This window comes from Streptomyces sp. NPDC006872, from assembly GCF_040635845.1.
GTDB lineage: Bacteria > Actinomycetota > Actinomycetes > Streptomycetales > Streptomycetaceae > Streptomyces.
The window spans coordinates 204,525-225,939 of record NZ_JBEYIL010000010.1 but is presented as its reverse complement, the minus strand read 5'-3'; the positions used below and the strand labels follow the sequence as shown (position 1 = coordinate 225,939).

The following is a 21,415-nucleotide window of genomic DNA, read 5'->3' as shown; positions in this document are numbered from 1 at the left end:
GGGCCGCCGCTGGAAAACAGTCATTGGCGTCAGCTGTGGCCGAAGGCTGCCGCGGTGGCCACGCACGAGAGCAATGTGCTCGCCGAGGTCACCGAACGCAGGCTGCTGACCAGAAATTTGCGGAACGTCAACGCCCTGACGGACCCGACGGTCCTCGAGCCGGTGATCGCCGCTGTGACCGCGCGCTCAAAGGGGGCGGGCACAGTGTCGCCGGTCGGGCGCCTGTCCATGCGTTCGTGGGGCTGCCGCATGGACAGGCGTGACCGTGGGCCTCAAGCCGCTTCGAGGAAGGGGTAGTCGGTGTAGCCCTCGGCGCCCGGCCCGTAGAACAGTTCCGGCCGCGGCTCGTTCTCCGCGTGGCCACCCTGCCAGCGCGCGACCAGGTCGGGGTTGGCGATGAGGGCCCGGCCCACGGCCACGGCGTCGGCGTGGCCGGCCTCGATCTGCTGGAGCGCCTGCTCGCGGGTCGTCTGCCCCCCGAAGGGGCCGTTGTTGACGATCAGCTTGCTGTCGAAGCGCCGCCGCAGCTCCTGTACGAGGTCGCCGCCCGGCTCGGTGTGCAGTACGGAGAGGTAGGCCAGGCCCAGCGGGCGCAGTTGGTCCATCAGGGTGCCGTAGGTGGCCAGGACGTCGTCCCGGTCGGTCTCGAAGACGTCCCCGAGGTCGACCTCCGGCGAGATCCGCAGCCCGACCCGCTCGGCACCGACGGCCTGGGCGACCGCCGTGACGACCTCGACGACGAAGCGGGCGCGGTTGTGCGGCGAGCCGCCGTACTCGTCGGTGCGCTGGTTGGCCGCCGGGGAGAGGAACTCCTGGAGCAGGTAGCCGTTGGCGCCGTGGATTTCCACGCCGTCCGCTCCCGCCTCGATGGCCCGGCGGGCCGCGGCGACGAAGGCCTCCACGGCTGCCCGGATCTCTGCGGTGGTCATCGCTTCTGGTACGGGGTAGGGCTGCTCGCCCTTCTCGGTGAACGTCTTGTTGTCGATGGCGATCGCGCTGGGGGCGAGGATGCGGCGGCCGCCGTTGATGTCGGGGTGGGTGCCGCGGCCGGCGTGCATGATCTGCAGGACGATGCGGCCGCCCTCTGCGTGCACCGCCTCGAACACCCGCTGCCAGCCGGCCGCCTGCTCGTCGGTGGCGATGCCCGGCTCGCCGACATACCCCTGCGACGCGTGGTCGGGGTAGGTGCCCTCGGTGATGATCATTCCGACGCTCGCCCGCTGCCGGTAGTACTCGACCATCAGGTCCCCGGGAATGCCGGAGGAACCGGCCCGGACCCGGGTCAGCGGTGCCATGACGATGCGGTTGGCGAGCTCGATCTTCCCGAGCGAGACGGGAGAGAAAAGCGACGGGACGGGTGAAACTTCTGAAATGTTGACAGTCATGGGTTTCTTTCTTTCTGCAATACGGAGGAGAACGGGATGAAGGCCTGCGACGCAGGGGGTCCACGCTGTCCCGGCAGAGGCGCGGATGCGGTCCTCGGGCATGCGCGGGCCCGCTGACGGTGACGCGGCTGCACGACCGCGATCGGGGTGTGGGCGGTGCTGGCGGCGAACGCGGCGAGAACCGCATGCCGTCGGCGTCGACGCCGGTCAAGCGCAACTTCCCGCCGCAGTAAAGGCGTTCGCTCCTTGCACACGATCAGCAGTCAGCCAGGTGACGAAGTCACGGGTGCCTCCGCCGGAGTCGGTACGGATCGGTGTCTGCAGCCCGCGCCGCGACCGACTCCCTCGACGTGCCCCCGCGAAGGACCGATACACGGCTTCACCTGGAACGCGCTTGCGGCGGTGACGGGAACAGCGATCTCAGCGCTCCTCATGCTCACCGGCCTGAGGCACTTCCGCCGGCCGATCGCCCCTCGGACAGCCTGCTCCACGAAAGCGAGGGCCTAGTTGAGCGGCACGTCCGCGACAGCCTTGAGGTGGCTGAACGTCTCCAGGGAGTACCGGCCGTGGTAGCGGCCCAAGCCGCTTTCGCCGACGCCGCCGAAAGGCAGTCCCGGCATGAGCAGCTGTATCACCGGCTGGCCCCAGGCGACGCCGCCGGAGGACGTCTCCTTCACGAGGCGCGACTTGGTGGCCTCGGAGGTGGTGAAGGCGTAGAGGGCGAGGGGCTTGTCGCGTTCGTTGATGAAGGCGATGGCGGCATCGAGGTCTTCGACTTCGACGACGGGGAGGATCGGACCGAAGATCTCCTCCTGCATGATGGGCGATGCGGGGTCGACATCGGTGAGCACCGTCGGTGCGATGAACAGGTCGTCACGGTCGTGCTGGCCTCCCACCGCCGCCCGGCCGGAATCCAGCAGACGGGCGAGCCGGTCGAAATGCCGCTCGTTGATGATCCGGCCGAAGTCGGCCGCGGTCTGCGGAGTGGAGCCGAACTGGGCGTCGACCGCCGCGCGCAGGGCGGGGACCAGCGCGGCCGCGGTGGCCGGATCGGCCAGCACGTAGTCCGGGGCTATGCACTGCTGCCCCGCGTTGCCGAACTTGGCGCCGACCAGCCGCTTCGCGGTCTCGTCCACATCGGCGTCAGGCGCCACGAAGACCGGCGACTTGCCCCCGAGCTCGAGCGTGACCGGGGTGAGGTACTTGGCTGCCGCGGCCATGACGATCCGGCCGACCGTGCCATTACCCGTGTAGAAGATCTGGTCGAAACGCTGCGCCAGCAGGGCCGTGGTCTCCTCGGCGCCCCCCTCGACCACGGTGAGCACGTCGGCGTCGAAGTACTGGCGCAGCAGGCGTGAAGCGACCGCCGAGGTGTGCACCGACATCTCGCTCGGCTTGGCCACCACAGTGTTCCCGGCGGCCAGCGCGCCGATGATGGGGTCGATGAGAAGGTGCAGCGGGAAATTCCACGGAGCGATCACCAGCACGACCCCGAGCGGGTCGTACGTGGTGTAGGCCGTGGTCGTGGGACCGAAGTGGGCGGGAACCTCGACCGGGCGGGGCTCAAGCCAGCTCTCGAGGTTCGCCAGTGCCTCGTCGATGTCGGCGATGGTGAAGTCGATCTCCTGCATTTTTGCCTCGGCGGCGTTCTTCCTCAGATCCGCCCAGAGCGCATCGAGCAGCTCCTGCTCGTTCTCCACCAGCAGGGCCCGCAGCCGCTGCAGCTGGTCGACGCGCCAGTCCAATGGGCGGGTGACACCGGTGTTGAACGTCGCACGAAGGCGGCCCACCACCTCCGTAGCCGTCTCACTCTGGTGCGTCCTCGACTCGATCCCCTGTGTTGCGCTCATGGGATGTACTCCGTTCTTGATCCAGGCCACGCCCCGGCCGTCTTCCAGCCGGGCACAGTGGCCAGCGTGCTGGACGATCCGGCATCCACCCAGGTCACGGCTTTGCGTACGCGCGCGATGCCTACCACTGGTTGGGTCAGGAAGGTGTGCGTGCGACCGTGGATACTCGAGACATGGACGAATACCCCGAACCGGTGCACGAGCTGGCCGCCGGCGCTCTGGACCCGCGTGCCGAGCTCAGTGAGTTCCTGCGCACCCGACGCGCCCGGCTGAAGCCGGAGGACGTGGGACTGCCGGACTACGGGCGGTACCGGCGGGTGCCGGGGCTGCGCCGCGAGGAGCTGGCGCAGCTGGCCGGGGTGTCCGTGGCGTACTACACACGCCTGGAGCAGGGCAACGGGCGGCACGTGTCGCCGGAGGTCCTCGACGCCATCGCCCGCGCGCTCAGGCTGAGCGACGCCGAGCACGCCCACCTCACACACCTGGCGAAGCCGAAGCAGCACAAGAAGAAGCCGGCCGGCCGCGCCCAGCAGGTGCGGGGCCCCCTGCGGACGCTGCTGGACACCATGGACGGTGTTCCGGCGATCCTCGTGGGGCGGCGCTCGGACATCCTCGTCTGGAACCGGATGGCCGCGGCGGTCTTCGGCGACTGGGCCGAGCTGCCGGCGAGGGAGCGGAACTGGGCGCGGCTGGTCTTCCTGAAGCCCGAGTACCGCGACCTGTTCGTGGACTGGGAGCACAAAGCGAGCGACGTCGTCTCTCAGCTGCGCATGGATGCCGGCTCCCATCCCAACGACCCCCGGCTGTCCGCGCTGGTGGGCGAACTCTCCGTCAAGAGCGAGGAGTTCCGGCGGCTGTGGGCCACCCACGACGTCAAGGAGCGGTGCCACGGTATCCAGCGCCTGCACCACCCGCTCGTCGGCGAACTCGATCTCCGCCTCGAGTCGTTCCACCAGGCCGACGCCCACGAGCAGATGCTGGTGACCTACCACGCCGAACCGAACTCCCCGTCGGCGGAGGCTCTGCGACTGCTGGCCAGCTGGGGCGCGGACGCGACCCGGGCGGGAACGAGCACGCCGTCGGCACGCACGGCTTGATCAACTCCCCTTGACCACCGGTAGTCGGCTGAGCGCCACGCCCAGCGACCTTATCCACGCCAGGCGCCTGCGGGGGGGGTGTCGCATTCAGGACGGCCCGGGTGGCGCGGGCCTGCTGCGGTTGGGCAGTGGAAGAACGGTGCCGCCGCTGCGCAGTGCGTCGTTTTCGAGAGCCAGTTGGCGGATCGCCTCCTCGTACAGAGCGAGAGTGCGGCGCAGGTCGGTGTTCTCCTTCCGTAGCCGACTCAGGTTGGCTTCCGTACGTGCCTCGGATCCGGAGGGTTCCGTCGGCGTCGCAGGCCGGGCCAGCACCGGGATGCGGGGCCGGAAGTGCACGTCGACCAGGTCGGCGTAGTGCCGGTGGAAGGTGGCGTGCGGGATGTCCAGGAGCCGCTCGATCGCGGTCACGGTGGGGTGCCGTCCGCGGGCTGCGGCCTCGGCAAGGACGGTGTCGATGGCGGCTCTGACGGTCTCGGTGCCGGGCAGGGCGCGTTTCACTCGGCGGTCTCCGGGGTGTGGCGGGTAAGGAACGCGGCGGTGGCGCGGTGCTGTTCCTCAAGGCGGTGACGGACGTAGGGGGCGAGGCGGTCGCTGTCGGCGAGGGCGTCCTCCAGGCGGGCGAAGTGACCGGTGAGGGCCTGCCGGTTGGCGGGCGTGAGAGCGGTGTTGCGGCAGACCAGCGGTTTGCAGTCGGCCATGACGGGCTGATCGGCGGGTCCCTCGGACATGCGGCACAGGGCACGGTCGGGGTTGTAGACGCAGGTGATGAAGGTGCCCGGGTACAGGCGGGTGTCGTGGCGGGCCAGGATGCGGCGCAGGCGGGCTTCGTCGGTGACGACCTGGCCGTCGAAGACGGTGTGGCGGGCGAGCTCGGCGAGCCGGGATTCGGCTTCCTCTCCGGCGGGGCCCGTCAGGGACGGCCGGTCGTCGTCGGCGCCCAGCTGGGCGAGGAACTGGCCGCGGGCGAAGGCTTCTTCGGCCTCGACCTCGTCGCGGAAACCGGAGTCGCTGGTGCCGGCGTAGCCCTCGAACATCTGGATGCGCTGGTGGCGGTACTGCAGGGCGCCGGCGATGGTGCCGCCGGGACGGCGGGCGATGAACCAAGCCAGGGTGCGGCGGAACTGCCGAGGTGTCAGTCGCAGCAGGCGTCCGTTGTCCTCGGGGATCGCATCCAGGCGTGAACGGGCAGCGCAGTAGGAGTTGATCCACTTGGCCAGTGCGGTGATGTCCTTGATGGTGGTGGCGCTGGTCCGCACGCGCCCGGCCACGTGGTGGCGTTGATGGTTGGCCGATTTGAGCGGGTGCGCGAACAGGTAGGGCTCGTCGGCCGGCTGGCAGCGTTCAAGGACAGCGACGGCTCGTGCGACGGGAGCGGTGACGACCCAGGTGGCAGCCGCGCCGTGGACGCCTTCGCCCTTGAAAGCCAGTCCGTGAAGCCGGTAGCGGTAGATGCGCCCGTCGGTGTCGCGTTGGGCGCTCACGCAGCCGCGCCGCAGGTGTTTGATCTCGGAGTCGCGCAGGCCGGAGAGGTAGGCGATGACGATCCAGCAGGACACCTGCAGCAGCCGTTCGAACTGGCCGACGTCGTAGTAGGAAATCTGCTCCAGCCACCGCTGCCCGTCCACCTGCGCTTGAGGAACGTGACGCAAGGGAGAGTCGGTGCCTGCGCCGAGGTCGCGGGCTGCTTCCTCGATCAGACGCCGGGGGCGGGCCTTTCTGAGCGGATATGACGGATGGCCTGCGAGCCGGGCCAGGTAGGCGAAGTTCGGGAAGCCCTCTTTGCCGCGCCATCCGGTGGCCAGCCGGGCGGGTGCAGTGGGCAGCCGCTGTCCGCGCCGGCGGAAGTCGTCCAGTACAGCTTGCAGGGCCACGAGCGGATCGGGGTGGGCAGGCGGGCGTGCGTCGATGCTGTCGCGCTCGGCGCGGGCGGCGAGCACGTCGTCGGCGAAGTCGTCCACCCAGCGCAGCGCCCAGGTCAGCAAAGGCCCTATGACATGTTCGGGGATGCGCTCGGTGAGGTTCTCGTCATACCGGCGCGGATTGGCGCGCGCCCATGCCTGCCACAGCGCACGCCGCAGCGGGTCCTGCCCGAGGTGGTCGGCAAGGCGGGAGCGGTAGGCCCACAGCAATCGCACGGCGCGGCGGTGGCGATACACCCCGCTGATCGACAGCCGCAGCGACGTCAGCTCGGCGTGGTAGGCGTCCAGGTCATCGCCCGTCATCTGCGCCAGCGGGAGCTGGCGACCCTGTGCCCACAGCAGGAAGTGGCGTACGCAGGTGAAGTAGGCGCGGATGCTGGAGATCGTGATCGGTTCTTCGCCGGGCGGGGTGTCCTCGATCAGCAGGGAGTAGAACAGGAGCTTGGCGGTGTCCCGGTGAGCGTGTGGGACCTGCGCGAAGTCGAGCCGGTGAGGCTTGCGGTCCGCGCGCAGCCATGCCGGCGTCAGCGTCCAAAGGTCATCGCCGTAGCGGGAGGTCTCTTCCAGCCGGGCCTCGGCGCGCAGCGGACGCGTGGCCAGGACCAGGGCGTCCTCGGGCACTGCGGCGCGGTGTGCGGGGGCTTGGGCCGCTCGCGTCATCACCACTGGGTGGGCCCTTCCAGAAGATCGAGCATCAGGTGGGGCTGCCTCTGCTGGGCAGCGGCGCGCTGGGCCGGGCTGAAGCGGGGCAGGATGTCGCGGGTGAGGATCTGCCAGGTCGTGCCGTACCGGGCCGTCCACTGCGCGGCATCCCGGCGCTGAAGGTCCTCGCGCAGGACCTCGGCCAGGGCAAGCAGGGCGGGCAAGTGGCGTTCCATCACCAGGGCGTTGGGGCAACCGAAGCAGGTCAGGAACGACTGGCGGCATCGTCCACCGCCGGGTGCGTGCTCGATGTCCGTGCACGCACAGGCCAGCGTGTCGAGCGCGCCCCCTGCCGCCTGCTCGCGCACCTGATCGGGCACGGCAGCAGCCGATCCGCCACCGAGGCGGACGACCACCGCGCGGGCGCTCTCCTCCGCGTCGGTGATCGCCTCCGTGAGCACGTCGGCCGCCCACTCGGCGACGAACGGGTCCTTGCTCAGGTAGTGGGTGAAGGAGGTGTCCGCCGTGTTCGTCGCCCGCGCGGACGGAAGATGCCCTCCGACCTGCTTCGCCGTGCGTACCTCGACGGTCTTCTTGATGCGCGTCACCATCATCTGCAGCGGCTTGCCGTCGTCGCCGACCAGGCCGTGGCGCTCGGCCCACGCCCCGAGCTTCAGCTTGCGGGCCAGCTCGGCATCGAAGGGCCCGATGTGCCCGCCGGTGGCGGCATTGAGAACACCGCCTCGGCCGTTGCCCGCCCAGATCGACCACACCGACCCGGTCCCGGAAAACGCCCGGCTGCGGCCCATCAACCGGTGCAGCAGCAGGTAGAGGCTGCCCATCGTCCGCAACGGGCGGTCCTCATCGACGCTCCAATGCACCGTCGTGCGGGAGTTGGCCTTGCCCCGGCGGCGCTTGGTCAGCGTGACCGCCACCGCGCGCTCCTCCAACAGCCGGTACTCGGCGGGCAGTTCCTTCAGTGTCTCCGGGTTGCGGCCGCTCAGCCCGGCCGCGTAGATGAGCAGCGGGGCAAGGTCCGGGTCGACCACGAACAGCTGCTTCGCCTGGGCGTAGCAGGCCGCCGGGTACTCGCCCACCGTCAGCCCGCGGTAGTCGACCTGGACCCGGCCCGTGGCCGCCATCGCCGCCAGCCGCGCCCCCTGTTCCCGCTCGGCCACCGACAGGCTTTCGTCGTTGTCGAGGAAACGCCCCAGCAGCTTCTCGCCTGCCATGATCCGGTCGCGGACGGCGGCCACGTCGGAGCGAGCGGCGGCCATGACGGCCTGGAACTCGCGATCGGAGTACCCCGGCCGCCCGGCCTGCTGGGCGTCCACGCCGTGCCCGGGCTGCCCGGCATAGTCCACCACAGCCCCGTCCAGCCGTTCCTGACCGGGCAGGACACGCACGATCCGCAGCAGGTCCTGTAGGTTCCGGCGGGCGGACTTCTCTCCACACGTCTGCCGCCTCGACATCAGGTACCGCTCCAGGTGACGCACCCGCAGCTCCTCCACCCGCCGCGGCGGTTCCGTAAGCTGGTCCAGGAGCAGCAGGAACCGCTTGATCGTCTGCCACTGGCTGCTCGCCGCCCGCTGTGTGCGGCGGCCGCCGCCGGGTCCGATCCGCACCCCCAGCGCGTGCGCGAAATCCCGGTGCAATCCTGGCAGCGGCAACTCCTCGAACCGGAACACGCACTCGCGGCCGTCTTCACCGGTGAACCGCGCCACCGGTGCCCCGCCGTCCTCAGGGAACTCCACGGTCGGAGGCGGCTCGTAGAAGCCGCCGGGAACAGCCGCGGCACGGCCGCGCCCCGCGCGGGGTGCCTCCTCGTTCACGCGACGACCTCCGACCGCTCCAGCCAGCCCTCGTCGCTGAAGCCCACCGGCTCCCAGGCCCCCTCCGGCACCAGTTCAAGCCGGGTACGCATCTCCAGCTCCTGCAAGGTGTGCAGATAGAGCGCCGTGGTCGTCGCCGACCGGTGACCGAGCCTGATCCGCACCCAGTTCAGCGGATCACCGAACACCCGCTGGTACGTCAGCCGCTGCTGCTCGTTCATCTCGCCCAGCGCCTGCAAATGGCCTCGCCACAGCAACTCCAGCGTGATCACCGCGTACGAGTGCCGCAGCATGTGCGGCGTCGCCCCCACGTCTACGCCCTGGGCACGGCACCGTGCGTTGGCGTCGGCGAAGACCTGCTTCCACCCGGACATCGTCATCGGCAGGCCCCACTGGTTCAGCCACACCATCGCCGGCTCCCACCTGCCATCGGCCGTCGTCACCAGCAGCCGGCGCCGCTCCTCCGCATCCAGGCGGGCCACCGGCACCCACCGGCCACCCACCCGCACCCGGGGCGCGGCCGGGTCCTCCACCAGCAGCGACCGGCGCGTCGGGTTGTAGAAGCCGCGCGAGCGCCCATAGTCGAGCATCTCGGCCCGGTCCCACTCCATGTAGTCGCGCACATCTCGCAGCACCGGCACCGGCCAGTACACCGCCCGGCCCGACCTCCCCTTGGAAATCGCGTGCGGCAGCACCGCTCGCGCGTTGACGATCCCTGACGCCGCAGGCGGCAGCTCCGGTAGATCGAACACCGTCAGCGCCGAGTGCTCGCACAACCGCAGCCCCGTACGGACCATCGAATCCGCGTACGCCGCGTTCCGCGCCGCCCACCTCCCACGGAACCCGCGCCTTGGCACCTCCTTCGAGTCGAAGCCGCATAGCCCGACATTGCGCCAAAGCCGATACGACTTCGGTGGCAGCCACTTCACCTCTCGCCGTGGCCCCATGTGCGACCTCTCGGCTGGCACTTGCCGCACCATCGTGCCGCCAGCCCCGCCCCGCCACGGCGACCACACCGAAGCCGCGCGCTGACGGATCGGATTTGCCCTGACGAGGTCCTGCTCGATCGCCCACAGGTAGAACTGGTTGACCGTGGACACCTCCCGGTCCCAACTCGTGTCTTCCAAACGAGATCCACGCTCATCACGACGCCGCCACCACTCGTACGCCGCCCGGTCGTCCATGGACGCATCACGCCAGTCCCGCCTGCCTCGCGCGAACCACAGGAAGTCGAAGTACGTGCGCAGGTCCCGGGCATGGGCGGCCTGGGTGTTCCACGGCGAAGACGCCAGCCACACCGAGAGATACCGGTTCAGCGCCACGTCGTACACGCCCGCCGGACTGATCAGGAACGGCTGCCCCTCGGGCACCCCCAGATCGTCCAACCCCTCACCGAGGTCGGCGAACAGGGCGCTGAACTCCCGCATGAACGGGGTCTTTTCGCGCGGCCACGCCATGTCTCGACGGGTGAAATGCACTCGCCAACCGGTGATCGACATGACGCTGGACGATAGTCCGTGGACAGCTCAACAGCGCATAACCGAAGTGGGACGGTTCTCCAGACATTCGGAGACGTCCCATTCGGGCGGGCCAGTAGAGTGACGGCGGACGAGAGAAGAGATCCTCCGATGGACTCCCGCATATCGCGCATACGCTCCAAGCTCGCGAAGGTCCCGTACCAGGCGCAGCGCAGCCACTCGATGGGCGCCGAGCGTCACGCGTTTCGCGTTGGCCCGCGCATCAGTTCCGCGCAGGCGAACGTCTTCGAGGGCGAACACCACATCGAGTTGCCGTCGGCCTACCGAAGGTTCCTCGTCGAACTTGGGGGCAGCGGTGCCGGCCCCTTCTACGGTCTGCTTCCGCTGGAGAAGTGCAGGCTGTTCACCATGGACCGGCAGCCGCCGGACGGCACCCCGCGGGGATTCCATCACGTGGACCACCCGGACGCGCTGCAAGGAGACCTGTTCCTCCACATCATCGAGATGGGCTGCACCGACCTGTGCCTCATCGGCGTGACCGGCCCTCTCACCGGCCGCATGCTCACCGGTAACGCGGACGGCTTCTGGTCCCCGAACGTCTCCTCGGCCCAGGACTTCCTCTCCTGGTACGAACGCTGGTTGGACCACATGCGGGACGGCAAGGACAACGACGCTCTGGGACTCACCTCCCCGGCGACCGTCGCAAGCGCCCCCTGGGGCCCCCGGGCCAGGGCTCGCAGAACTCTGCGGTCGTAAGCCGCACAGCGTTGAGGCGACAGGACTCGGAACCGAGATCCTCCCAGCGCCCTTGCCTCATGAGACAAGGCGAGGTCCGGAGAAGGACGGCCACCGTGCCCCGCTCGCCCGCCACCACGACGGTCGCCTACTGCTGCGCTCCCGCCACGGCACCGACATGACGCCGTCGTTCTGGGCATCCCTGCCTGCCGTAGCGGCGGGTGCGGCCCGGTTGTCAGTACACGCTGCTACAACTCTTGCTCTACCGACCCGGCGAGCAGAGGAGACCCCGTGGGCGACTGGGGCACTGGCAACTTCGACAACGACACGGCCGCAGACCACCTGTCGATCCTCACAGACCGGCTCATCACCGAGGTCGCGGACGCGATGACCGGCGACCCGGTCGAGATCGAGCCCGACGAGTACTGGGGAGTTGCGGTGCCGGCCAACCTGGAGCTACTGAGCCTCCTGGCCCGCCAGGGCTACGTGGGGACCTCGCTGCCCGAGGCGGAGACGGTCGAAGGGTGGAAGGAGGCGTACCTGGCGGTGTGGGAAAGCTCCATCGACGCGTTGGAGGCCTCCCCGGAGTACAAGGACGAGCGACGCGCAGTCCTGATCCGTACCTTCGACGAGCTGGCCCAGCTCAGGAGGAAGGAGGACTCGAACTGACGCCGCCCCCGAACAGACACTCGGACGACGTACAGGACACCTACAGCCCGGCTCTGTCACCAGCCCCTGGCGGGCCGTCGCCGTATCCGGAGACGGCCGCACCGCCGTTCACCCCCTTAAGACGCGCATCCGTGGTGCTTCGGAGGCCCGATACAGTCCGCGAGCGTCAGGGAACGTCGCCGTCCTCGCCGAACGCGCCTACGAGAGCCGGCCATGGGTGACAACGCCGTACGCTCACCGCCCGTCGCGCAGCAGCGCGCAGACGAAGTCTTCCTGGACGGCGCGCAGCTGCTCGAGCCGCGCGGGATCGTTGGTCCCGTTGATCTGGCTCGTGACCGAGAACGTCAGTGAGCGCCGGCCGTCGGGAGTGGCGGCCACGAGTTGTGTGTAGCCCGGGAAGTTGCCGGTGTGGCCCAGCACGACGCCGCACCGTGTCGTGTAGCGGAAGATGCCCAGCCCCGCGGTGTTGCGTCCCGGACCGGCGGGTACGGACGCACCCGCGATCCACCGGCGCTGCTCCCAGACGACGCCCTTGCCGTAGAGCGCGCCTGAGGCGTAGCCGCGGATGAAACGGGTCATGTCGACCGGAGTGGAGATGATGCCCCCGGATGCCCATGCACCGGAGGCACTGACGAGCTCGCTGACGTCCTGCGGGGACGCGGGGTCACTCATGTCGTACCCGTGCAGGTAGGGCTCGGGCATGCGGTAACCCTGCGGGAGGCTGGTGTCACGCAGCTCCAGCGGCCGGTAGACCAGTCGCCGCAGGAGTTGTTCGTACGGGGTACCGGTGACTGCTTCGGCCATCAGGGCGACGGCGATGTTGTCGGAGTTGGAGTACTCGTACCGGCTGCCCGGACTGAACCGCAGGGGCTCGTCGGCCACGTAGTCGAGCAGGTGGCGGGAGTCGAAGTGGTGGCGCGGGTCAGCCGCGACCACCGCGGTGAACGCGGGGGCCTGCGAGTAGTCCGGCAGGCCGCTGGTGTGGTTCAGCAGCTGCCGCAGCGTCACCTGGCCCCAGGCGTCCGGGAGCTGCGGGAGGCGCTCGCGCAGGGTGTCGTCCAGACCCAGTGCGCCGCGGTCGACGAGGGACAGTGCCACCGCTCCGCTGAAGGCCTTGGCCGTGCTCGCGATCCGCATATGGTCCTTCACATGCGGCAGGCTGCCCGTTGCCAAGTCGGCGACACCGGCCCGCAACACGCGGGTCTGTCGGCCGTCGCGCAGCACGGCGATGATTCCAGGCGGACCGCCCGGCTCACTCACGAGCCGCTCGATCTGACGCTGCAGCGTACGGTCGTCCGCCGACCCGGCGGCGGTGCCCGCGGTGGCCGGTACCAGTACCGCCAAAGAGGCGGCCGCGATGACGAACACGGGCCCCAGGCGTGATCGCGGGACGGCACGAAGAGGTCGTGCGGGGCGCAGAGGCATCGAGGCTCCTGAAGATGGGCGACGGCAGTGCAGGTCCAGCTTCACCGGCCGCGGATACCGGCGCCGCTTCCTGTTGCTGCAAACAGCCCAGTCGGGCATGGGTGGTCGGGTCGCCGCCTCCGTTCCGCTCCGGACACCGACCCGGCCAGTCCCCCGCCTTCAGCACGTGTTCGCGAATGGTGCCCTCTTCGACCATCCCGACGGCTGGCCAGAGCGGCGGCTGCCATGGGCTCCACCGACGCGACTCCAACTGGCCCGCCGATCCGGAGGGGCGTTCGGGGGTATTCAGGGGTGGTGGCGAGGCCGAGGCGAAGTGATCTCGCCTGAACAAGAAACAACGGAACGAGGTAACGGCCTTACTCTGACGACGGGGCGATGTCTGCACGGCGGGACTCCGGGACCCCCGTTTGCGGCAGGAGGTTCCGGGCGAGTACGTCCAACGCCTCCGAGATCTCCCTCAGCCGGCGCGGGTCATCGGATCCAAGTGCCTTGGCAAGAGCATCCTCGATGCCGGCGGCCCGGACCTGTGCCACTCGCTCGGACACCTCGGCGGCCTGACGCACCAGCACGCGGCGCCGGTCGGCGGGATCCGGCGCCGTCTGCACCGATCCGGCTTCCTTGAGCCGGGCGACGGCCGAGGACACCTGGCTCTGCGGCAGGCCGGTACGGACGGCGATCTCACCGACGGCGGTGTCGGGATGAGCGGCGATGTCACTGGCCACGATCAACACCAGCCGGGCGCTGCCGGCATAGCGGCCGGCGCCGCCCGGAGGCTCCGGCAGGGCCTCCTCGCCGATCTTCATCAGGGCGCGTCCCAGCAGGAACAGCTCGACTCCGTTCACACCGCTCAATATACATCGAACCAGATTCATCGAACTAGATTCATCGAGATTGATGTATCCAGTTCGATGGATTAGGTTGGTCGAAGGACGGCGGAAGGACCGCCGCTCGCAAGGGGGACCACCATGCCCAAGGCCACCGGCACGCTCACCGTTCCCGGCGCAGTCCTGCACTACCAGGTCCGCGGCACCGGCCCGCTGCTGCTCATCTCGCAGAGCGGAGAGGGCGACGCCGACCGCACCACCGACCTCGTCCCCCACCTCACCGATTCCTACACCGTGCTCACCTACGACCGCCGCGGACTGTCCCGCAGCCGAGCCGACGCCCCCGAACGAGGCGCAACACTGGCCGAGCACGCCGACGACGTCCACCGCCTACTGGCCGCTCTCACCGACACCCCCGCCCTCATGCTCGGCTGCAGCCTCGGAGCCGTCATCGGCATGCACGCCGCAGTGCGGCACCCCGAACAGATCCGCACCCTCATCGCCCACGAGCCCGTCGCCCCACGCCTGCTGCCCGACGACGAACGCGCCCGCCACGAGCGCGAACTCGGCGCCCTGCAGGACCTCTACCTCCGAGAGGGCCTGGCCGCCGCGCTCCCGGAGATCGCCAGGACCCTGGGCATCGACCCCGCCGCCACGGACACGGAACCCGATCTGACGCCCCAGCCGATGAACCCCCAGCGCGCCGCCAACTTCGACTACTTCATCCGGCACGACTTCACCGCGGTCGTCCACGACACCCTCGACATCGCCGCGCTCAAGGACGTCAGCACGCACATCGTGCCCGCCGCCGGGCGAACCACTCCGCGGACCGTCTTCGACTACCGGGCCGCGACAGCCCTGGCCGCACTCCTCGACCGCGAACTGCAGGAGCTGCCCGGCGGACACAACGGAAACACCAGCCACCCACGGGCATACGCCGCACGCATCAGGGAGATCCTGAACACCACGGGATGACACTGGCCGGATCCTCACGAATCATCCCCGAACCGGGGCCGGTTGGAGTCGCCCTGATGGAGCCATTGGCAGCCGCCCCAGCCAGGCAGCCCATCCTCGCCGACACCCGCAAGCCCGTCGAACTGCCCGCCGACCGGCTCACGAAGCACCTGATCGCCACCACACCGGAGAGGTGGCCGGAAGGCCGGCGGGTAGAGGCGGCTCCGTGGCTGGTCAGGGCCGGGGTTCAGTGCTGCGGGCTGTCGCCGAAGGCCGTCACGGTCAGGAAGCGGATCGGCAGTTCGACGAGGCGTTCAGGGCCGTGCGGCGCTTCGCCGTCGAACTGGAGGGCGTCGCCGGGCCGGAGGGTGTAGCTGGACTTGCCGTGGCCGTACGCCATGACTCCTTCCAGCATGTAGATGATCTCGGTTCCGGCGTGCTGGAAGAGCGGGAAGACCTCGCTCTGCTCGGTCAGCGTGACCAGCAGGGCGTCCATCCGCTTGTGGGCGCCCCGCAGCGAGCCGAGCTGGGCGTACTCGTGGCCGACCCTGGTGCCGCGCCGGACGATCCGGGCGCCGTGGCCGGCGGGGACGAAGACCGCCTCGCGTTCGTCGTCCATGCCACGGAAGAGGGCCGTCACCGGAACGTCCAGACCGCGGGCGAGCCGGGAGAGAGTGGTGAGGCTGCATGCGGTCTGGGCGTTCTCGATCTTCGAGAGCATGGCCTTGGAGATGCCGACCCGCTGGGCCATCTCACCGACCGAGAGCCCGGCCGCCTGCCGGTACTCGCGGGCCCGGACCGCGATGATGCGCTCCAGGGCCTTGTCGTCGGAGTCCTCTGCGGGGCTGGGGTGCTCGCTCACCGGCGAATTCTAGCCCCGGCGGTCCAGGCGGAAGCGCGGATGGGGCTCGGCGCGGCCGGTGGCGAGGTCAGCGGCCATGGCCCCGATGAGCGGGGCGAACTTGGCGCCATGGCCGCTGCACGCGGAGGCGATGACGAAGGGGCCGTGGCGGTCGAGGATGAAGTCCTCGTCGGGGGTGGTGGTGTAGAGGCAGCTCGCGTCGGCCACCGGGTCGGGTTCGAGACCCGGGAGGCGGTCCCGTACGAAGCCGCTGACCCGCGTCCGCGACGACTCGTCGACGACCCCGTCGCGGGTGCGAGCGGTGGTGGGCGTGCCACGATCGTGCTCGGCGACCTTGACGGCGGGGAACAGGCCGCCGTCGCTGCCCGAAGGCAGGCCGTACAGGTGCAGTGCCCCGTCCCAGATCAGGGTCGGCCACTTCGCGGACGGGTCCCGCTGCCGGAAGTGGAAGACCTGCTGCTGGGTCACCTCCAACGGCGTCAGCGGGACGGGAAGTCGGAGCTCCGGCAGCCAGGCGCCGGCGGCGATCACCACCGTGTCGGCGACGATCTCGCGGCCGTCGTCGGTGCGCAGGAGCACCCTCCCGCCGCCCTGGACGTCGATGCTCGTGACACGCGCGCCGATGATCGCGTCCGCGCCGTGTTCGATCGCCCGCCGGACGCAGGCCGCAACGGTCTGGTCGGCGTCGACCACGCCCGCGTCCGGGTGGTACAGCACCGGACCGGTGATGCGGATGTACGGCCAGCGCTCCGAGGCCTCTTCCGGGCCGAGGAGTTCGTGGGGTACGCCGGCCGCGGCAAGCAGGTCGGCGATCGCCTTCGGGTCGCGATCGTCGCCCATGTCGAGGCCGCCTGTCGTGCGCAGCAAGGGAGTGGAGCTGTCGTGTTCCAGTTCGCGCCACTGCTCGTACGCCTGCCCGGTCAGCCCGACGTAGAAGGGGTCGGCGTAAGCCCGCCGGACGATGCGTGAGCTGCCGTGCGAACTGCCGTGCTTGTGGCCGATGTCGTATGCCTCGATCAACGTGACCTCGTGGCCCTTCCGGGCAAGCTGCCAGGCGGTGGCCGCGCCCATGAGCCCGGCGCCGACGACGGCGATCACAGCCCGCTCCCAGGGATCCAGTCGGTACCGGCGAGGGGGACGCGGGCCATGGCCGCGGACTCGATGGTGAGGGCGACCAGGTCCTCGGGTTCCAGGTGGAGGAGGTGGGCCTTGCCGCAGGCGCGGGCGAGGGTCTGGGCCTCCATGGTCATGACCCGGAGGTAGTTCGCGAGCCGGCGGCCGCCCTCGACGGGGTCGAGGCGGGCGGCGAGTTCCTCGTCCTGGGTGGAGATGCCGGCCGGGTCGCGGCCGTCCTGGTAGTCGTCGAAGTAGCCCGCCGCGGAGCCGAGTTCGCGGTACTCGGCGTCGTACTTGGGGTGGTTGTCGCCGAGTGCGATGAGCGCGGCGGTGCCGATGGCGACGGCGTCCGCGCCCAAGGCGAGGGCCTTGGCCATGTCGGCGCCGGAACGGATGCCGCCGGAGACGATCAGCTGGACCTCTCGGTGGACGCCCAGCTCCTGCAGGGCACGCACCGCCTGGGGCAGGGCGGCCAGAGTCGGGATGCCGACGTGCTCGATGAAGACGTCCTGGGTGGCGGCGGTGCCGCCCTGCATGCCGTCGACGACCACGACATCGGCGCCCGCGTGCACGGCCAGCTTGACGTCGTAGTACGTACGCGTCGCGCCGACCTTGACGTAGATCGGCTTCTCCCAGTCGGTGATCTCGCGCAGTTCGAGGATCTTGATGGCGAGGTCGTCGGGGCCGGTCCAGTCGGGGTGGCGGCAGGCGCTGCGCTGGTCGATGCCGACGGGCAGGGTGCGCATGCCGGCGACCCGTTCGGTGATCTTCTGGCCGAGCAGCATGCCTCCGCCGCCGGGTTTGGCGCCCTGGCCGAGGACCACTTCGATGGCGTCGGCGGCGCGCAGGTCGTCGGGGTTCATGCCGTAGCGGGACGGCAGGTACTGGTGGACGAGGTGCTTGGAGTGCCCGCGCTCCTCGGGGGTCATACCGCCGTCACCGGTGGTCGTCGAGGTCCCGACGTCGGACGCTCCCCGGCCGAGGGCTTCCTTCGCCTGCGCGGAGAGGGCCCCGAAGCTCATGCCGGCGATGGTGACGGGGGTGGCGAGACGGAGGGGGTTCTTGGCGTGCCGGGTGCCGAGGACGACGTCCGTGTCGCAGCGCTCGCGGTAACCCTCGAGCGGGTAGCGGGACATGGAGGCGCCGAGCAGCAGCAGATCGTCGAAGTGCGGGAGCTTGCGCTTGGCGCCCCAGCCCCGGATGTCGTAGATGCCGGTCTCGGCGGCGCGCTGGATGGCGTGGATGGTGGCGCGGTCGAAGGTCGCCGACTCGCGCAGACCGTGGGATGCGGGTTCCAAGGCTGAACTCCTCCGGTAAGAGGTCTGGTACGAGGTCTAGGTCTAGTTCGAGGTCTAGGTCTAGTACGAGGTCGTGTTGTCGACCTTGAAGTGGTACAGCTGCCGGGCCGAGCCATAGCGGCGGAAGTCGGCGGGGGCCTCGTCCCGCTCGGCCGCCTTGAGCAACTCGGCGAGTTCGGCGAGGTGTTCGGCGCGCATTTCCTTCTCCACGCAGTCTGCGCCGAGGGACTTGACCGTGCCACGGACGTAGATCCGGGCCTCGTAGAGGGAGTCGCCGAGGGCGTCGCCCGCGTCGCCGCAGACGACCAGGCGTCCGGCCTGTCCCATGAAGGCGCTCATGTGGCCGACGTTGCCGCCGACCACGATGTCCACGCCCTTCATGGAGATCCCGCAGCGCGCCGAGGCGTCCCCGTCGATCACCAGCAGGCCACCGTGGGCGGTGGCGCCGGCGGACTGGGAGGCGTTGCCGTGCACCCGGACCGTGCCGGACATCATGTTCTCGGCGACGCCGGTACCCGCGTTGCCGTGCACAGTCACCGTGGCGTACTGGTTCATGCCGGCGCAGTAGTAGCCGACGTGGCCCTCGATGTCGACGGTGTGGTCCTCGCGGATCCCGCAGGCCACGGCGTGCGCACCGCGCGGGTTGAGGACCCGCCAGGACGTCGCGTCGGGGGCGTGCAGAGCCTGGTTGAGCTCCCGTACCGGCGTCTCCGCCAGGTCGATCAGCGTCGCCATACGTACACCTCTTCCGGCTCCGGTTCGAAGATGCGGGCGTTCTCGATGCCCGGCAGGACGTCGAGGGCCCGGTACTCGGAGGCCATCGCCACCCACGCGTCGGTCTCGGCGACGAGCGCCGGCTTGCAGGCGATGGCGTCGCGGACCACCGCGAAGGAGTCCCCGGTGGACACCAGCAGCGTGTAGAAGCCGTCGAAGCGTTCGCACAGCAGCTTCAGCGCCTTCTCCAGGTCGGCGCCCTGTTCCAACTGACGGGCGACGAACCGCGCACCCACCTCGGAGTCGTTCTCGCTGTCGAACTCGACGCCCTGGGCGCGCAGTTCACGCCGGATGGTGGCGTGGTTGGCGAAGGAGCCGTTGTGCACCAGGCACTGGCCGGGGCCGACGGAGAACGGGTGCGCACCCTCCGGCGTCACGGCCGACTCGGTGGCCATACGGGTGTGGCCGACGCCCTGCCAGCCGGTGACGTCGGCGAGCCTGAAGAACTCGGCCAGCGCGACGGGATTTCCGGTGCCCTTGAGTACGGCGAATCCGTCGCCGGAGCCGATCACCCTGGCGCCGGGAAGCGCGGCGGCGACCGAGGGGACGTCGGCGTGCACCACGGTCGTGGCGTCGGCATCGTAGGCCTGGACGCCTGGCAGTACAGCTTCCACCTCGGCCTTCGAGGTGCCCAGCAGCGATACGACGGTCCGTCCCGGCGGGGACAGCCGTGGGTCGCCGTAGACCGCGACGCCCGCCGAGTCGGGGCCGCGTTCGACGACCTGGCCGAGCATCGCGGTCAGCAGTTCGCCGAGCCGGGGTTCCAATGAGGGCTCCCGCAGGTGGAGCCCGACGATTCCGCACATCTCAAGTCCCTTCAGAAGGCGGCCAAATGCGGAAGGCGGTCAGAATGCGGTCAGATAGCGGTCGAGCTCCCAGGGGCCGACCGTGGCATGCCAGTCGAAGAACTCCTCGCGCTTGAGGTCGGCGAAGTACCGGCTCACCCCGCTCCCCGCCGCGTCCAGCGCGCCGCTGATCACCTCGTCCGCCTGGAGCGCCTCGACGGCGTGCAGCAGGGTCGGCGGGAGTTCCGGGCCCTTGCCGGCCGCGCCGGGCTCGCCCGGGTCGAGGCCGCGTTCGATGCCGTCGAGGCCTGCGGCGAGGGCGGCGGCAGCGGCGAGGTAGGGGTTGGCGGCGCCGTCTCCGCCGCGCAGTTCGATGCGGTTGCCGTCGGGGACGCGGACGAAGTGGGTGCGGTCGTTGCCGCCGTACCCGGCGACGCGCGGGGACCAGGTGGCGCCGGAGCGGGTGTTGACCGCGCCGGTGCGCTTGTAGGAGTTGACGGTGGGCGCGATGACGGCCTGAAGGGCACGCGCGTGCTCGACGATCCCGGCGACGAAGGAGTAGGCGAGCGGGGAGAGTCCGAGGCCGCGCTCGTCGGCGGCGTCGGGGAAGGCGGGTTGGTCACCCCGCCAGAGCGACATGTGCATGTGCATGCCGGTGCCGGTGCGGTCGGTGAACGGCTTCGGCATGAACGTGGCCGTCATGCCCCGCTGTTCGGCCAGCATCGACACCAGGTAGCGCATGGTGATGACCCGGTCGGCGGTGGTGAGGGCGTCGGCGTGCTTGAAGTTCTGCTCGAACTGGCCGTTGCCGTCCTCGTGGTCGTTGGCGTAGTTGCCCCAGCCGAGGGAGTTCATGGCACTGGAGACGGCGGTGAGGTGGTCGTACATCCGGGTCAACCCGCGTGCGTCGTAACAGGGTTGGGCGGCGGTGTCCCTGGAGTCGGCGACGCTCAGCACGCCGTGCTCGTCCCGGTTGACGAGGAAGTACTCGACCTCGGCGCCCACCGACAGCGACAGCCCCTGAGCAGCCGCCCGCTCCAGCAGCCGGCGCAGGATGACGCGCGGGGCGTAGGGCCAGGGCTCGCCCTCCACGTACGGATCGCAGTGGACGAGGGCGAGGCCGGGCTTGACGAAGGGGACGGGGGTGTACGAGGACGCGTCGGGGCGGGCGATCACATCGGGGTCGCTGGGCTGCTGACCGAGCGCACCGGCCGCGTACCCGGCGAACCCGACGCCCTCGTCCCGGAGTTCCTCGACGGCCTGGGCCGGGACGAGTTTGGCGCAGGGTTTGCCGGTCAGGTCGACGAAGACGGCGAGGACGAACTCGATGCCGTCGGCACGGACCAGTTCGGCGAGATCGGCGCGATCGGGGGCGGCGGTCACCATGGGCCCCTCCTTAGGGTGTCCACTGTGGTGAATCGTTGTTGCATACCAGTAGACCCGGTTGGCGTTACGAGGAAATTTCCGACGTGGAAGCTCCCGGTAAGCCTCCCCGGTGGGTCCCGTAAGCCACCCGTGCCGGCCGTCCGGGCGCTCTGGAACTGGGGGCTCTGGAACTGGGGGCTCTGTCGACGAGCACAGCTTCTGGATCGACGACAGCCTGCCGCACGAGGACAAGCAAAAAACCCGTTGGCGGACCACGGCGACCACTGTTAGCTTTCCGGAGGCCGTGCGAGAGAGCTAGGAGGTGGTACCCGTGAACACAGTGTCGACATGGGTGCTCCCCTCCGGGGTCACGGTCGGGCGATAGGTCGTCCGGGAGCGCCGTTC

Annotated in this window: 18 protein-coding genes; 4 read left to right on the top strand and 14 right to left on the bottom strand. The window is 69.8% G+C overall.

All coding sequences use genetic code 11. The annotated features are described in order from the left end of the window. Positions 1-272: 272 nt before the first annotated feature. Positions 273-1,385, bottom strand: a complete 1,113-nt coding sequence (locus ABZ725_RS28740; protein WP_358805433.1) for an alkene reductase — start codon at positions 1,383-1,385, stop codon at positions 273-275. A 503-nt stretch (positions 1,386-1,888) separates the two neighbouring features. Further along, a complete protein-coding gene (locus ABZ725_RS28735) occupies positions 1,889-3,235 on the bottom strand; it encodes an aldehyde dehydrogenase family protein (RefSeq protein ID WP_358805432.1) in 1,347 nt (448 codons plus the stop codon). Positions 3,236-3,408: 173 nt separating this feature from the next. On the opposite strand from ABZ725_RS28735, the gene ABZ725_RS28730 reads away from it, so the two are divergent. Continuing rightward, entirely contained in the window at positions 3,409-4,332 is a 924-nt protein-coding gene (locus ABZ725_RS28730; RefSeq protein WP_358805431.1) for a helix-turn-helix transcriptional regulator, read from the top strand. 87 nt (positions 4,333-4,419) lie between these two features. Here ABZ725_RS28730 and ABZ725_RS28725 read toward each other — a convergent pair whose 3' ends face one another. From ABZ725_RS28725 to ABZ725_RS28710, 4 genes are read right to left on the bottom strand one after another with little or no spacing between them, the layout of a single operon-like run. Next, positions 4,420-4,830 (bottom strand): hypothetical protein, encoded by a 411-nt coding sequence (locus ABZ725_RS28725; RefSeq protein ID WP_358805430.1) that lies wholly within the window; start codon positions 4,828-4,830, stop codon positions 4,420-4,422. Further along, positions 4,827-6,911 carry a hypothetical protein gene (locus ABZ725_RS28720; protein WP_358805429.1) on the bottom strand — a complete coding sequence of 695 codons (2,085 nt, stop codon included), beginning with the start codon at positions 6,909-6,911 and terminating at the stop codon, positions 4,827-4,829. The genes ABZ725_RS28725 and ABZ725_RS28720 overlap by 4 nt, the downstream gene beginning before the upstream one ends. Then, the gene (locus ABZ725_RS28715; RefSeq protein WP_358805428.1) at positions 6,911-8,725 is read right to left on the bottom strand and encodes a hypothetical protein; all 1,815 of its coding nucleotides are present in this window, start codon (positions 8,723-8,725) and stop codon (positions 6,911-6,913) included. The genes ABZ725_RS28720 and ABZ725_RS28715 overlap by 1 nt, the downstream gene beginning before the upstream one ends. Then, positions 8,722-10,224, bottom strand: coding sequence for a site-specific integrase (locus ABZ725_RS28710; RefSeq protein WP_358805427.1), 1,503 nt, complete (start codon positions 10,222-10,224; stop codon positions 8,722-8,724). Before ABZ725_RS28710 ends, ABZ725_RS28715 begins: the two co-directional genes overlap by 4 nt. Positions 10,225-10,353: 129 nt before the next feature. Here ABZ725_RS28710 and ABZ725_RS28705 point away from each other — a divergent pair, with 129 nt between their 5' ends. Continuing rightward, the gene (locus tag ABZ725_RS28705) at positions 10,354-10,959 is read left to right on the top strand and encodes an SMI1/KNR4 family protein (RefSeq protein WP_358805426.1); all 606 of its coding nucleotides are present in this window, start codon (positions 10,354-10,356) and stop codon (positions 10,957-10,959) included. A 270-nt stretch (positions 10,960-11,229) separates the two neighbouring features. Then, the gene (locus ABZ725_RS28700; protein WP_358805425.1) at positions 11,230-11,607 is read left to right on the top strand and encodes a DUF4259 domain-containing protein; all 378 of its coding nucleotides are present in this window, start codon (positions 11,230-11,232) and stop codon (positions 11,605-11,607) included. Between the two features lie 234 nt (positions 11,608-11,841). On the opposite strand, the gene ABZ725_RS28695 is transcribed toward ABZ725_RS28700, so the two are convergent. Then, positions 11,842-13,032, bottom strand: a complete 1,191-nt coding sequence (locus tag ABZ725_RS28695) for a serine hydrolase domain-containing protein (RefSeq protein WP_358805424.1) — start codon at positions 13,030-13,032, stop codon at positions 11,842-11,844. A 356-nt stretch (positions 13,033-13,388) separates the two neighbouring features. Further along, complete coding sequence (locus ABZ725_RS28690; protein ID WP_358805423.1) at positions 13,389-13,874, bottom strand: helix-turn-helix domain-containing protein; 486 nt, start codon at positions 13,872-13,874, stop codon at positions 13,389-13,391. Positions 13,875-13,997: 123 nt separating this feature from the next. Here ABZ725_RS28690 and ABZ725_RS28685 point away from each other — a divergent pair, with 123 nt between their 5' ends. After that, positions 13,998-14,831, top strand: a complete 834-nt coding sequence (locus ABZ725_RS28685; RefSeq protein ID WP_358805422.1) for an alpha/beta hydrolase — start codon at positions 13,998-14,000, stop codon at positions 14,829-14,831. Positions 14,832-15,057: 226 nt separating this feature from the next. Here ABZ725_RS28685 and ABZ725_RS28680 read toward each other — a convergent pair whose 3' ends face one another. From ABZ725_RS28680 to glnT, 6 genes are read right to left on the bottom strand one after another with little or no spacing between them, the layout of a single operon-like run. Then, positions 15,058-15,672, bottom strand: coding sequence for an XRE family transcriptional regulator (locus ABZ725_RS28680; protein ID WP_351919687.1), 615 nt, complete (start codon positions 15,670-15,672; stop codon positions 15,058-15,060). 9 nt (positions 15,673-15,681) lie between these two features. After that, a complete protein-coding gene (gene solA, locus ABZ725_RS28675; protein WP_358805421.1) occupies positions 15,682-16,770 on the bottom strand; it encodes an N-methyl-L-tryptophan oxidase in 1,089 nt (362 codons plus the stop codon). Beyond that, positions 16,767-18,086, bottom strand: a complete 1,320-nt coding sequence (locus ABZ725_RS28670) for an FMN-binding glutamate synthase family protein (RefSeq protein WP_358805420.1) — start codon at positions 18,084-18,086, stop codon at positions 16,767-16,769. Before ABZ725_RS28670 ends, solA begins: the two co-directional genes overlap by 4 nt. A gap of 60 nt (positions 18,087-18,146) precedes the next feature. Next, the gene (locus ABZ725_RS28665) at positions 18,147-18,821 is read right to left on the bottom strand and encodes a glutamate synthase (protein ID WP_358805419.1); all 675 of its coding nucleotides are present in this window, start codon (positions 18,819-18,821) and stop codon (positions 18,147-18,149) included. Then, the gene (locus ABZ725_RS28660; protein WP_358805418.1) at positions 18,809-19,666 is read right to left on the bottom strand and encodes a glutamine amidotransferase family protein; all 858 of its coding nucleotides are present in this window, start codon (positions 19,664-19,666) and stop codon (positions 18,809-18,811) included. Before ABZ725_RS28660 ends, ABZ725_RS28665 begins: the two co-directional genes overlap by 13 nt. Positions 19,667-19,705: 39 nt before the next feature. After that, positions 19,706-21,031, bottom strand: coding sequence for a type III glutamate--ammonia ligase (gene glnT / locus ABZ725_RS28655; protein ID WP_358805417.1), 1,326 nt, complete (start codon positions 21,029-21,031; stop codon positions 19,706-19,708). Positions 21,032-21,415 lie beyond the last annotated feature (384 nt).